Raw genomic sequence first — 13,313 nt, forward strand, 5'->3', positions numbered from 1 at the left:
TCAGCCGGCAAAGGGCCAGGGATTGCCCGCCTGCCAGTCCTCGATGCGCAGCGCGGGGCCGAGGTCGCGCAGCAGGTCCTGCACCGGCACGATCTCGGACACATGCCCGCCGAGGCGTTCATATAGCGCGCGCGGCAGCGTGAATTCGATGGGCGCGACCAGGGCCGGCGTGGGCACATGGCCGAAGGCGTTCTTCGGCAGGCGCAGCACATCCGCCATCACCGTGATGCCGCCGCCCGGCCAGAGATAGACGGGCGCGCCGCCCATGGTGACCCGGGTTTCGCCGGAGGCCACGCTGCGCGTCAGCAGCACGGGGTTTTCCGTGACGCCGGCGCGCAACGACCCGCCGGCGCCGGCCATGAAAATGACGGTGCAGAGCGAGGGTTCGCAATTCTCCCCGATCCGCTCCACGACCTTCGCCACGCCGGGCGGCATCTCCGCCGGCATCGGGCGCAGCGCATCATCCAGCACGCACCACAGCGCATCCTCCCCGGTGGTGGAGGTCAGCAGCAGGCGCAGGCCGGGCCAGGCGATCTTCGGGTCGATGCTCTCGATGATGGAAAGCGGGTCGCTGATATCCGTGCCACCCCAGCCGAGGCCCGGATTCGCCACCTGGAAATAGCGCCCGGGCGTGGAGCGCCGGCCGCGCAGGCGGATGCCGGTGGGCCGCATGCCAAGCACCTTGCCCGCCTGGTGTTCGGACAACAGGCCGGTGATGTGGTCATCCACCACGATCACCTCATCCACCAGCCCGAACCATTGCTGCGCGAAGATGCCGATGGTGGCGCTGCCGCAGCCGACGCGCATGCGCACCTCCGGCTTGCCATCCACAACGGGCGCCTGGCCGGCCTGCACGCGGACGGCGTGGCCGCCATCGATGGTCAACTCCACCGCATCCCCCGCGCAGAGCTTCAGCAGCGTGTCGCAGGTGACGGTGCCCTCGCGCTTGGATCCGCCCGTCAGGTGCCGCACGCCGCCGAGCGACAGCATCTGGCTGCCATATTCGGCGGTGGTGACATGGCCCACCTGCTCGCCATTGGCCCGCACGGCCGCTGTCTCCGCGCCCAGGTGCCGATCCGTGTCGATCTTCACCTTCACGCCGCAATAGCTGAAGATTCCTTCCGTCACGATGGTGACGGTATCCACGCCCGCATGGCTGGCGCCGACGATGAAGGGGGCGGGCTTGTAGTCGGGATAAGTTGTGCCGGCGCCGATGCCGGTGACGAAGGCGCGGGAGGGATCGAGCAACTGCCCATCCCAGCCACCTTCCGCGAAGGCCACCACAGGCCCGCCTGATTCCACGGCGCGCGCCAGCGTTACCGCCGGATCGGTGCGGACAAGATGCCCGTTGTCATTGGCATAGCGCGAACAGGCGCCGCTGCGGCCGGGGCGGATGCGGCAGAGCACGGGGCAGGCATCGCAGCGCACGATGCCCTGGTCACCCTCCGCCGCGCCGAATTTCCGGGATCGCGCGGCGAGGCTGCCATGGTCGCTCATCGCATCTGCTCCCACAACCGGTGCGGCAGCACGGGCACCTGTCGCATTGTGACGCCGGTGGCGTGCCGGATGGCGGAGAGGATGGCCGGCGCGGTCGGCACCAGCGCCGGCTCGCCGACTCCCTTTGCGCCATAGGGGCCTTCCGGTTCCGGGTCCTCGATGAGATGCACCGCAATCTCAGGCACGTCGCCCACGGTCGGGATCAGGTAGTCATGCAGGTTCTCGGTGCGGCCGGGCAGAAACTCCTCCATCAGCGCCAGGCCGAGGCCCTGCGCAATGCCGCCATGGATCTGGCCGAGCACGAGGGTGGGATTCACCGCGCGCCCGACATCCTGCGCGGCGACGATGCGCCGCACCTTCACCGTGCCGAGCGCGGTATCCACCGCCACCAGCGCGATCTGCGCGGCGAAGCCGTAGGTGGCATAGGGCGTGCCCTGGCCATTCTCGTCCAGCGCCGTGGTTGGCGGATCGTAGCGGCCTTCCGCTTCGAGATCCGCCTCGAGCGTGGCGAGGTCGATCACCCGCGCGCTGCCGACACGCAGCATCGTACCCTCCAGCGCCAGCACCGCATCCTCCCCGGCATTGGCCAGCGCAAGAATCCTTCGACGCAGCGCCAGCCCCGTCTCCATCGCCGCGCGGCCACTGACAAAAGTCTGGCGGGAGGCGCTGGTCTTGCCGGCGTCGTAGGTGCGCGCCGTATCGCCCAGCACGAAGCGGAAGTTCTCCAGCGGCAGGCCGAGCGCATCGGCGCAGATCTGCGCCATGACCGTGGTGCTGCCCTGGCCGATATCCACCGCGCCGTTGAACAGCGTCAGCCTGCCATCGCGCGCGAGGGTGAGCTTCATGCGGGAGGGATTGGACATGCTGGTATTGCCGCAGCCGTACCACATGCAGGCAATGCCAGCGCCCAGCTTCACGCGCGGCGCATCGGCGTTGTGGGCCGCCACCTGCGCCAGCATCGCATCCCAGCCCGGCTTCAGCGCATCCAGGCATTCCGGCAGGCCGGCCGAGGCATGCAGCACCTGGCCGCTATGCGTGGTGTCGCCGCGGCCGATGGCGTTCCGCCGCCGGATCTCCCAGCGATCCAGGCCGAGCTGTTCCGCCAGATCATCCACCAGCGATTCGGTGGCAATCGCCGCCTGCGGCACGCCGAATCCCCGGAAAGCGCCGGCGGGCGTATCGTTGGTGTAGATGGCGCGCGCGCGGTTGCGGAGGTTCGGGATGCGGTAGGGACCGCCGGCATGCACGGGCACGCGATTGGCGACCGTGGCGCCCCAGCTGGCATAGGCGCCGGTGTTGAAATCCGCGTCGAACTCGTAGCTGGTGAAGCGGCCCTCGGCATCGGCGGATATGCGCGCGGTGATCCGGGCGGGGTGGCGCTTGGTGGTGCTGGCCATGCTTTCCGCGCGGGAATAGATGATGCGCACCGGCCGGTTCACCTTGCGTGCCGCCACGGCCAAAAGCGGCTGCACCGAGACATCCAGCTTGCCGCCGAAGCCGCCACCGCAGGCGCTGGGCCGGATGCGCACCGCATTCTCCGCCACGCCAAGCACCCGCGCGGTCTCCTCCCGGTCCATATAGGGCGCCTGGGTGCAGGCGAAGATTTCCGTGCCGAGGCCATCGGGCGCGGGGCGGGCATAGCCTGCTTCCGGCTCGATATAGGCGTGCTCGACGAAGCTCGTGGTGAAGCGGCCCTCCGCATGGGCGACGTCGCGCACCGGCGTGCCGCGGTTCAGTCGGCCCTCGATCAGCAGATTGCCGGGCGCATGCATATGCAACTGCGGCGCATCCGCCGCGCTGGCGGCATCGGCGCCATGAAGCGCGGGCAGGGGGTGCCAGGTGAGCGGTAGCGCCGCATCGCGCACCGCCATCACCGCGTCCCGCGTGCCGACCAGGCCGAGCACCGCCTCGCCCCGGAAGCGCATCAGGCCATCGGCCAGCACGGGCTGGTCCTTCAGGTTCGGCATGATGCCGAAGGCGTTCACGCCGGGCACATCGGCGGCGGTGAGGATCGCCTCCAGCCCCAACTCGCGACGTGCGGTCTCCAGATCACCGAGAGAGAAGCGCGCGCTGGCATGCGGCGATCGCACCACGCGCAGCCAGAGCGCATCCGCCGGCGCCTCATCCGCGCCAAAACGGTCCGTGCCATTCAGCTTCGCCACGCCATCCAGCCGCGCGATGCCGGCGCCGACCGCCTCACCCGCCAGCGGCGAAGCGACAGCCTGCGGCGCGGCATCCAGCACGGCGTCCAGAATCTTCGCATAGCCGGTGCAGCGACACAGCACGCCACCCAGCGCATCGCGAACTGCTGCGCGGTCCGGCGTCGCCTCGCGCAGCAGCAGGTCGGCGGCCGCCATCAGCATGCCCGGTGAGCAGATGCCGCATTGCGCCGCGCCATGCGCGAGGAAGGCCGCGCGCAGCCGCGCCAGCACGGCGCCAACCTCGCCCTGCGTCGCCTCCACCGTCTGCACATCCGCACCCTGCGCCTGGGCCGAGGGGATCAGGCAGGCGCAGGCCTGCGCGCCATCCACCAGCACCGTGCAGGCGCCGCAATCGCCGGCGTTGCAGCCCTCCTTCGTGCCGGTCAGGCCGAGCCTTTCGCGCAGCGTATCGGACAGGGGTGCGAAGGCGGGCGCGGTCACGGCGCAGGGCGCGCCGTTCAGAGTGAAGGCGATCTCGATCATCCGCGCGCCTCCAGCAGATCCCGCAGCAGCACCAGCGCGGCGTCGCGGCGATAGGCGGCGCTGGCGCGGATGTCGTCGATGGGGGTGAGGGATTCAAGATGATGCGGCTGTGGGATACGCGCTGCCTCGGCCCGTGGCACGCCGCGCAGCGCGGCCTCCAGCCCCGGCAGCCGCTGCGCCACCGCGGAGCAGGCGCCGAGAGCGAGACGCGCGCCCGTGATGCGCCCCGCGCCATCCGTCGCGATCACGCCCGCGGCCATGGCGATGGAGATCACCATGTAGTGCCGCGCGCCGAGCTTTCGGAAGTGACCCTGTGCACCGTCCAGCCGCGGCACGTGCAGGGCCAGCACCAGTTCATCCGCCGCCAGCGCCGTGGTGCGATAGCCCGTCAGGAAATCCGCCACCGGCAGCCAGCGCGTGCCGCGCGGGCTGGCGAGCTCGACAAGGGCCTCCAGCGCCAGCAGGTTTGGAATGCCGTCCCCGGCCGGCGAGGCGGTGACGAGATTGCCCACCAGGGTGCCACGATTCTGCACCTGCCGGCCGCCCACCTCGCGCGCCGCAGCCTTCAGCCCGTCGAGGAGCGGCGGCAGCCTGGCCGCGATCAGGGCGGACCAGGTGACGAGGCATCCGATGCGCCAGCCCTCTTCCGTCTCCTCGATGACACGCAGGCCGGGCAGGGCGCTGATGTCCAGCACGTCGCGGTGCGTCGGATCGCCCCAGGCGGCGCGCGCCGTGCGTGCGGCAAAGATATCGGTGCCGCCGGCCAGCACCGCCACATCCGCGCCGGCGCGGATCGCCAGAGCCTCCTGCAGGCATGTCGGACGGTGATAGGCCGTCATCCCCACAGCGCCTTCGCCTGATCGGCCGTATAGTAGCCGCGCCGGACATCCTGCGCGACGAGGGCCTTGTCGCGGTCGCGTGGATGGCCATAGCCGCCGCCGCCCGGCGTCATCACCTCCACCCGATCGCCGGCGCGCAACTGCAACCCCTGATCCTTCGACAGATGCGGCGGGATGGTGGTCTGGCCGTTGCGATGCAGCTTCACGACGTTCCGCGCGCCCGCGCCACCGCCCAGAACGCCGGGCGGGCCGAAGCGGCCGTGGTCCATCACGAAGCTGGCCTTGGCCTCGCCGCGCAGCAGCTCGACCTCGTAATGCACGCCGAAGCCGCCGCGCTGCGCGCCGGCGCCGCCGGAGCCTTCGTGAATCGCGAAACGCCTGAACAATACGGGATAGTATTGCTCCATCACCTCCACCGGCGCGGTCTTGCTGATGCCGATGGTGGAGCAGCCATTGGTCAGCCCATCGGCCTCCGCCGTGCCGCCATAGCCGCCGCCGGTGATCTGGTACATGACATAGCCGGCCTGGCGTGCAGGGTCGAAGCCGCCGAGGGCGAAATTGCCGGAAGTGCCGGCGGGCGCTGCCCAGACGTCTGCGGGCAGCGCCTGCGCGATGGCGAGGAACACCGCCTCCGCAACCCGCTGCGAGACTTCGGCTGCGCAGCCGGAGACCGGGCGCGGGTAGCGCGCATCGAGAAAGGTGCCCTCCGGCCTCAGCACGCGCAAAGGCGCGAAGGTGCCGGCATTGATCGGCACGTCCGGGAAGATATGCTTCATGGCGAGATAGACGGCGGAGCAGGTGGTGGCCCAGACGGAATTCATCGGTCCCTGACAGGGCGGCGAGGAATCGCTGAGATCGAAGACCAGCTCGTCATCCTGCCGCGTCACGGCCAGCGCGATACGCAGCGGCGCATCCGCCACGCCGTCCGAATCGACGAAAGTCTCCGACACATAGACGCCATTCGGAATGCGCCGGAGTTCCGCCAACATGCGCTCCGCCGCGCGGGCACGGATGCCGGCAATGGCCTCTCGCAGCGTGTCGATGCCGTAGCGGGACACCATCTCGGCAAGCCGTGCCTCGCCCACCAGCAAGGCCGCCGCCTGCGCCTTGATATCGCCGATCCGCTGCTCGGCCACGCGGATGTTGGATTGGATGATCGACAGGATCTCCCGGTCCAGCACGCCCTTCTTGAACAGTTTCACGGGCGGCAGGCGCAGACCTTCCTGTTCGACTTCGGTGGCGTGGGCGGAAAAGCCGCCGGGCACCATGCCGCCGATATCCGGCCAGTGTCCCGTGTTCTGCAGCCAGCAGAACAGCTTGCCATCGACGAAGAAGGGTCTGGCGAATCGCACATCCATCAGGTGTGTGCCGCCGAGATAGGGGTCGTTGATGATGTAGATGTCGCCCGGCTCCGGCGCCGCCACCGCGCCTTCGCCGATCAGGCGCACCAGATGTGCGGCGGAATGCGCCATGGTGCCGACGAAGACCGGCAGGCCGAGCTCCCCCTGCGCGATCAGCGCGCCATCCTCCGCTGCATAGATGCCGTCCGATCGGTCATCGGCTTCGGCGATCACCGGCGAGAAGGCGGCGCGGGAGAAGGCGATGTCCATCTCGTTGCAGACCTGCTGCAACCCGGCCTGGATCACGGCGAGCGTCAGGGCATCGATCATGGCTGCACCCTGACGCGGAGATTCCCGATGGCATCGACCACGGCTTCGGAGCGGGGTTCCAGAACCGTGGTTGCATCCGCCTGCTGGATAATGGCAGGGCCGGCGATGCGCGTGCCCTCGGCCAGCCTTTCGCGCTGCCACACCGCGGCGCGGTGCCAGGCGCCCTCCGCGTAGAGATTGCGTTCACCGATGCGGGCTTCGCCGCACCGCTCGGCGGGGTCGAGCAGCGCCGCGAGCGCGAAGGCGCGGCGGCGGCCGATGACGGTGGTGGTCAGGTTCACCAGCACGGCTCGGATCTCGGGCAGCTGCACCTGGAAGCGGGAGAAATAGGCGGTCTCGAAGGCGGACTGGATCTCGGCGCGGGTCATGTCGATACGAGGAAGCGCGACGCGGATGAGATGCGTCTGGCCGCGGAACTGCATGTCTGCCGCATGCAGCACATCGGTTCGCTCGATTTCTGCGCTGTCGGCACTGACGGCAGCGAGGGCACGGTCGCGCTGCGCTGCCAGCGTCGCTGTGATCTCCTCGGCGGAAATATCGTCCAGCCCACGGTTCAGCGTGTTCATCGCATCCTGCCGCAGGTCGGCCACCAGGCAGCCCAGTGCATTGGTCAGGCCGGGCCGCGCCGGCACCAGCACCATGGGGATGCCGATCTCCCGCGCCAGCGCCACCGCATGCAAAGGCCCGGCGCCGCCGAAGGCCAACAGGCAGAAGTCGCGTGGGTCATGGCCGCGGGAGAGGGAGACCATGCGGATGGCGCCGGCCATATGCACATTGGCCAGCCGCAGCGTCGCCTCCGCCGCCTGTTCGACGCTCATGCCCAGCGGACCGCCGATCTGCTCCGCGAAGGACTCGCGCACTGTCTCCATGGGCACCGCCTCGCGCACCGCCAGCAGCCGCGCGGGATCCAGCCGGCCGAGCACCAGGTTGGCATCCGTGATGGTGGGCCGTGTGCCGCCACGACCGAAGCAGATCGGCCCGGGCAGGCTACCCGCGCTTTCCGGCCCGACGCGAAACATGCCCGCGCGGTCGATGCTGGCGATGGAGCCGCCGCCGGCGCCCACCGTGCGCACATCCACCATCGGAAGGTGGATCGGCAGGCCATAGGCGATGGACAGTTCCGCCGAAACCTCCGGCACACCGCCCGCGATCAGCGCGACATCGGTGGAGGTGCCGCCCATGTCATAGGTGATGGCATTGCGCAGCCCGCTCTGCGCGAGTGTCGCCGCCGCGGCCATGACGCCGGAGGCGGGGCCGGACATGACGGTCTTCGCCGCCTCCCGCGCCACCAGTCCTGCGGGCACGGTGCCGCCATTGCCGTTCATGACCAGCAGTTCGCGCTTGTGGCCCCGTTCGGCCAGTTGCGCCTGCAGCCGCGTGATGTAGCGGTCCAGCACCGGCTGCACGGCGGCGTTCACGGTGGCGGTGGTGCCGCGTTCGTATTCACGGAATTCCGACAGCAGTTCGTGGCCGAGCGTCACGTAGTCGTTTGGCCATAGGGCGCGTGCGATCTCCCCGGCGCGGCGTTCATGCGCGGGGTTGGCATAGGCGTGCAGGAAATGCACGACCAGCGCCTCGCACCCCTCCGCCAGCAGCGACTGCACCTCCCGCCCCACCGCTTCCTCATCCAGCGGCGTCACCACATTGCCGCGGGCATCCATGCGCTCCGCCACCTCGCGGCGCCATTCGCGCGGCACCAGCGGCTCGAATGTGCCTTTCAGACCATAGGGATGCGGGCGCGTGCGACGGCCGAGTTCCAGCACGTCACGGAAGCCGGCGGTGGTGATGAGGCCGACCTTGGCCAGCTTGCGTTCCAGCACGGCGTTGGTGGTGGCGGTGGTGCCGTGGATGATCAGGTCGAGCGCCGCCGGCGAACTGCCCGCCGCCGCGATCGCCGCCAGCACGCCCTCCGCCTGGTTCGCCGTTGTGGTCGGCACCTTGGCCAGGCGCACGCGCCCATCGGCATCCTGCATGAGCAGATCGGTGAAGGTGCCGCCGACATCGATGCCGGCCGTGATGCGGGGCATGGGCGTCACACCGTCAGATAGGTGATGCGGATCTGCTCATCCGCTTCCAGCGCGGCCATGCTGCCGGCGAAGCGGATGCCGCCCTTCTCGATGACATAGGCGCGGTCGGAGACGGCGGCAGCGAAATCGAGGTTCTGTTCGGACAGCAGCACGGCCAGGCCCTGGGCCTTCATGCGCAGCACCGCCTCGGCCATCAGTTCCACGATCACCGGCGCCAGGCCTTCGGAGGGTTCGTCCAGCAGGACCGCTTCCGGGTTGCCCATCAGCGTGCGCGCGATGGTCAGCATCTGCTGCTCGCCGCCCGACATGGCGGCGGCGCGGCGGCCGCGCATCTCGGCGAGGTTCGGAAAGATCTCGTAGAGGCGCTCGGCCGTCCAGGCCGCCCTGCCACCTTGCGCCGCGCGGCGCCCGACTTCCAGATTCTCGGCCACCGTCAGGTCGGTGAAGATGCGCCGATCCTCCGGCACATAGCCGAGGCCCGCGCGCGCGATGCGGAAGGGGGGCCAACCGGTGATATCCTGGCCGGCGAAGCGCACCTGGCCCGCGCGGGGCGGCAGCATCCCCATGACGGCCTTCATGGTGGTGGATTTGCCGGCGCCATTGCGGCCCATCAGCGCCGCCACCTCGCCGCGTTCCAGCGTGAGATCGACGCCGAACAGCACCTCGGCCGGCCCGTAGCCGGCGGTGACGCCCGAGACTTCGAGAACGGGCTCAGCCATGCGCGCCTCGCCGCGCCCGCAGCGCCGCCTTGTGGCCTGACTGGCCGAGATAGACGCGCTGGACTTCCGGATTGGCGCGCACCGATTCGGGCGAGCCCTCCGCGATCACCTCGCCGCGCACCAGCACCAGGATGCGGTCGGCATGGGCGAAGACCGCGTCCATGTCGTGCTCCGTGAACAGCACGCCGATGCCCTTTTCGCGCGCGATGTTGGCGGTGAGCTGCATCAGCGCGGCGCGTTCGCGTGGCGCCATGCCGGCGGTCGGCTCGTCCATCAGCAGCAGCTTCGGTGCGGCGGCCAGCGCGATGGCGAGCTCCACGCGCTTCACATCGCCATAGGCCAGCTCGCCGATCGGGCGGTCCGCGGCCTCCGCCATGTCAACCTGCGCCAGCAACGCCAGTGCCTCCGCGCGATAGAGCGAGGCCGCATCCGCCACCAGATCCCGCGTGCGGCCATGATGGGCGATCAGCGCCATCTGGACATTGCCCGCGACGGACATCGAAAGAAAAGTCCGCGCCACCTGGAAGGTGCGGCCGACGCCGAGCTTGCAGACCTGGCGCGGCGGCAGGCCGGTGATGTCCTGGCCCGCCAGCAGCACGCGGCCGGAACTCGGCGCGAGCTGCCCGCCCACCATGTTGAAGGTGGTGGATTTGCCCGCGCCATTGGGGCCGATGATCGCTAGCATCTCGCCCGCCGCCAGGGCGAAGGACACGTCCTTCGCGGCCACCACGCCGCCAAAGCGCTTGTTGAGCCGCTCCGCCGAAAGCAGCGTCATGCGCGCCTCCGCAGCGCGCCATAGGCGCCCGACAGGCCGCGCGGAAAGATCAGCACCAGGGCGATGATGGAGGCGCCGAGGAAGAACCGCCAATGGTCCGTCAGCGGCATGAAGAAGTCCTTGATGGTGTGGAAGGCCGCGGCACCGGCGACCGCGCCCATCACCGTCTGCATGCCGCCCAGCAGCAGCATCGCCAGGAAGTCGATGGACATGGGGATGGAGAGCAGCGTGGGGTCGATCGAGCCCTTGGAGAAGGCGTAGAGCCCGCCCGCCAGCCCCGCCGCCGCGCCGGCCAGCGTGAAGGCCAGCCAGCGATGCATGCGAACATCGATGCCGATGGCATCCGCGCGCTGTTCCGAATCCCGCGCCGCCCGCAGCGTGGCGCCGAAGGGCGCGTAGATCACGTGGCGCAGCGCCGCGATACCGAGGATGCAGCAGGCGGCGACGAGGTAGTGGAACACTTCGCGGGAGCGCGCCCAGGCGGAGGGCCAGACGCCGACCACGCCATTGTCGCCGCCCGTGACCTCGACCCATTGGAAGCAGACGGCATAGGCGATCTGCGCGAAGGCCAGCGTCAGCATGGCGAGATAAATGCCCGTCAGCCGCACCACGAAGAAGCCGAAGAGCGCGGCGAAGGCGGCGCCGGCCAAGGGTGCCGCGATCAGCGCCGGTTCCATCGCGAAGCCACCGCGCGTCACCAGCAGGCCCGCGGCATAGGCGCCGAGACCGAAATAGGCGGCGTGGCCGAAGGAGACGATGCCGCCATTGCCCACCAGAAAATTCAGGGAGAAGGCGGCGAGGGCGAAGATCAGCACCTCCGTCGCCACCTTCACCGTATAGGCGTCGCCGAAAAGCGGCACGGCGAGGGTGGCCACCAGCACGACGGCGAGGATGACCTTCTCCCAAACCCCGAAGCGCGGCGTCGCCAAAATGCCTTCCGGCAGTGCGGCACGTCCTGCCGCTGCTTCCGGCCGGCCGAGCAGCCCCCAGGGCTTCACCACCAGCACCACCGCCATCAGCAGGAAGACCAGCACCAGCGTGATCTTCGGGAAGATCAGCACGCCGAAGGAATTCAGCTGGCCGATGATCACCGCCGCCAGGAAGGCGCCGGGCACGGAGCCCATGCCGCCGATCACCGTCACCACGAAGGCCTCTGTGATGATCGACAGATCCATCTGCGAATTGGCGGAGACGCGCGGAATCTGCAGCGCACCGCCGAGCCCCGCGAGAAACGCGCCCAGGAACAGCGTGCCCGTGAAAAGCATGGCCTGGTTCACGCCCAGCGCGCCCACCATCTCCCGGTCCCGCGTGGCGGCGCGGATCAGGATGCCGAAGCGCGTCCGGTGCATCAGCAGCCACAGCAGCCCGAGCACGGCAGGGCCGACGCCGATCAGGAACAGCTCATAGGCCGGGAAGCGCTGGCCCAGAATCTCCACGCCATGCCGCAGCCCCGGCGCGCGCGGCCCGGGGATCTCGACCGGCCCCCAGATCCACAACACCGCGTCCTGCACCATCAGCACCACGCCGAAGGTGGCCAGCAGCTGGAACAGTTCCGGCACCTTGTAGAGCCGGCGCAGCAGCAGCACCTCCATCACCACGCCCAGCACGCCCACCACGGCGGCGGAGACCAGCACGCCCGTGAAGAACAGCAGCGGCGAGCGATCCAGATCCAGCAGCCAGGGCACCACCGTCACCGCCATATAGGCGCCGAGCATGTAGAAGCTGCCATGCGCGAAATTGACGATGCGGGTGACGCCGAAGACCAGCGTCAGTCCGGACGCGATGACGAAGAGCGAGGAGGCGCTGGCCAGCCCCGACAGGGACTGGACCAGCAGAAAGCCGAAATCCATGCGCCGCGATCAGCTCCGCGGGCGCGCGGCGCGCACCTCATCCTCGGGGAACATGTAGTTCGCGCCATCGGCATAGCGCGCATTGCGCATGGTGCCGGTGCGGCCGCGCAGCACCGTCTCCCCCACCCAGGTGCCCATGGTGCCCTGGTGGTCCAGGGCGCGCATCACGACGGGGCCGACGATGGTCTGCGTCGGCAGGTCGGCCAGCGCGTCCACCATCGCCTCCGTCTCGGTGGAGTTCGCCTTGTTCAGCATGCTGGCCACCACCTGCGCGGTGACATAGCCCAGCACGCTGCCCTTGCGCGGCGTGTCGTTGAAGCGGGCGCGATAGGCGTCGACGAAGGCCTTGTGCGGCGCGTCCTGCACCTGTTCCCAGGGATAGCCGGTGGTGATCCAGCCATCCGGGCATTCATCGCCCAGCGGCAGCATGTATTCCGGCTCCCCGGTCAGCAGGGACAGCACCAGGCGACGCTCGAACAGGCCGCGCGTATTGCCCTCCCGCACGAAGGCCGTCAGGTCCGGTCCGAAGAGCACGTTGAAGATGCCATCCGGCCGCGCCTGGGCCAGCGCGCCCACCGTGGCGCCGGCATCGACGCGACCGAGCGCCGGATACTGCTCCGCCACGATCTCCGCACCCGGAATGGCGGTGCCGATCAGCTTCTTGAAATTGGCGGCGGCGGATTGGCCGTATTCGTAGTTCGGCGCGACGATCGCCCAGCGCTTCTGCGTCTTGCCGCGCGCCGCTTCCACCACCATGCGCGTCTGCATATAGGTCCCCGGGCGCAGGCGCCAGGTGTAGCGGTTGCCCTGCGCCATGGTCAGCGCATCGGTCAGCGGCTCCGTCGCCAGGAACAGCTTTTTCCGCTGGTTCGCCAGGTCCGACACGGCCAGGCCGACATTGGAGAGGAATGTGCCGGCGAGGAAGGCGCAGCCCTCGCGCGTCAGCAGATCCTCCGCCACGCGCACGGCGTCGCCGGGGGTCGATCCATCGTCACGGAAGACGAATTCCAGCGGCCGCCCGCCCATCACGCCGCCGGCCTGGTTGATCTGGTCCACCGCGAGCTGGATGGCGTTGCGATAGGGCATGGCGAAGGCCGCCATGCGGGCATAGGAATTCAGCTCGCCGATCTTGATCGGCGCGCCCTGCGCCGGCGCCAGGCCCGGGCGCAGCCCTGCCAGGATGCCCGTGCCAGCCGCCAGGGCGCTGCGTCGGGTAAGGGTGAAACCAGCCATGCCACGGATCCCCATCTCG

9 protein-coding genes are annotated in these 13,313 nt (G+C 69.5%); all 9 read right to left on the reverse strand.

What is annotated here, in order from left to right; translation table 11 throughout:
* The 9 genes from ACTIF1_RS10650 to ACTIF1_RS10690 are packed head-to-tail and all read right to left on the reverse strand — an operon-like array spanning position 1 to position 13,294.
* The gene (locus ACTIF1_RS10650) at positions 1-1,497 is read right to left on the reverse strand and encodes a 6-hydroxynicotinate reductase (RefSeq protein ID WP_439596388.1); all 1,497 of its coding nucleotides are present in this window, start codon (positions 1,495-1,497) and stop codon (positions 1-3) included.
* Positions 1,494-4,181, reverse strand: a complete 2,688-nt coding sequence (locus ACTIF1_RS10655) for a molybdopterin-dependent oxidoreductase (protein WP_439596389.1) — start codon at positions 4,179-4,181, stop codon at positions 1,494-1,496. Before ACTIF1_RS10655 ends, ACTIF1_RS10650 begins: the two co-directional genes overlap by 4 nt.
* The gene (locus ACTIF1_RS10660) at positions 4,178-5,020 is read right to left on the reverse strand and encodes an FAD binding domain-containing protein (protein ID WP_439596390.1); all 843 of its coding nucleotides are present in this window, start codon (positions 5,018-5,020) and stop codon (positions 4,178-4,180) included. The genes ACTIF1_RS10655 and ACTIF1_RS10660 overlap by 4 nt, the downstream gene beginning before the upstream one ends.
* Positions 5,017-6,690 (reverse strand): hydantoinase B/oxoprolinase family protein, encoded by a 1,674-nt coding sequence (locus ACTIF1_RS10665; RefSeq protein WP_439596391.1) that lies wholly within the window; start codon positions 6,688-6,690, stop codon positions 5,017-5,019. The genes ACTIF1_RS10660 and ACTIF1_RS10665 overlap by 4 nt, the downstream gene beginning before the upstream one ends.
* Complete coding sequence (locus ACTIF1_RS10670) at positions 6,687-8,717, reverse strand: hydantoinase/oxoprolinase family protein (protein WP_439596392.1); 2,031 nt, start codon at positions 8,715-8,717, stop codon at positions 6,687-6,689. Before ACTIF1_RS10670 ends, ACTIF1_RS10665 begins: the two co-directional genes overlap by 4 nt.
* Before the next feature lie 5 nt (positions 8,718-8,722).
* Positions 8,723-9,436, reverse strand: coding sequence for an ABC transporter ATP-binding protein (locus ACTIF1_RS10675; RefSeq protein ID WP_439596393.1), 714 nt, complete (start codon positions 9,434-9,436; stop codon positions 8,723-8,725).
* Positions 9,429-10,211: an ABC transporter ATP-binding protein gene (locus ACTIF1_RS10680; protein ID WP_439596394.1), complete on the reverse strand. Its 783-nt coding sequence runs from the start codon at positions 10,209-10,211 to the stop codon at positions 9,429-9,431. Before ACTIF1_RS10680 ends, ACTIF1_RS10675 begins: the two co-directional genes overlap by 8 nt.
* Positions 10,208-12,061: an ABC transporter permease gene (locus tag ACTIF1_RS10685; protein WP_439596395.1), complete on the reverse strand. Its 1,854-nt coding sequence runs from the start codon at positions 12,059-12,061 to the stop codon at positions 10,208-10,210. Before ACTIF1_RS10685 ends, ACTIF1_RS10680 begins: the two co-directional genes overlap by 4 nt.
* Before the next feature lie 9 nt (positions 12,062-12,070).
* Entirely contained in the window at positions 12,071-13,294 is a 1,224-nt protein-coding gene (locus tag ACTIF1_RS10690) for an ABC transporter substrate-binding protein (protein ID WP_439596396.1), read from the reverse strand.
* Between the last annotated feature and the right edge of the window lie 19 nt (positions 13,295-13,313).

Origin of the sequence: Falsiroseomonas sp., from assembly GCF_051860665.1 — a bacterium.
Lineage (GTDB): Bacteria > Pseudomonadota > Alphaproteobacteria > Acetobacterales > Acetobacteraceae > Falsiroseomonas.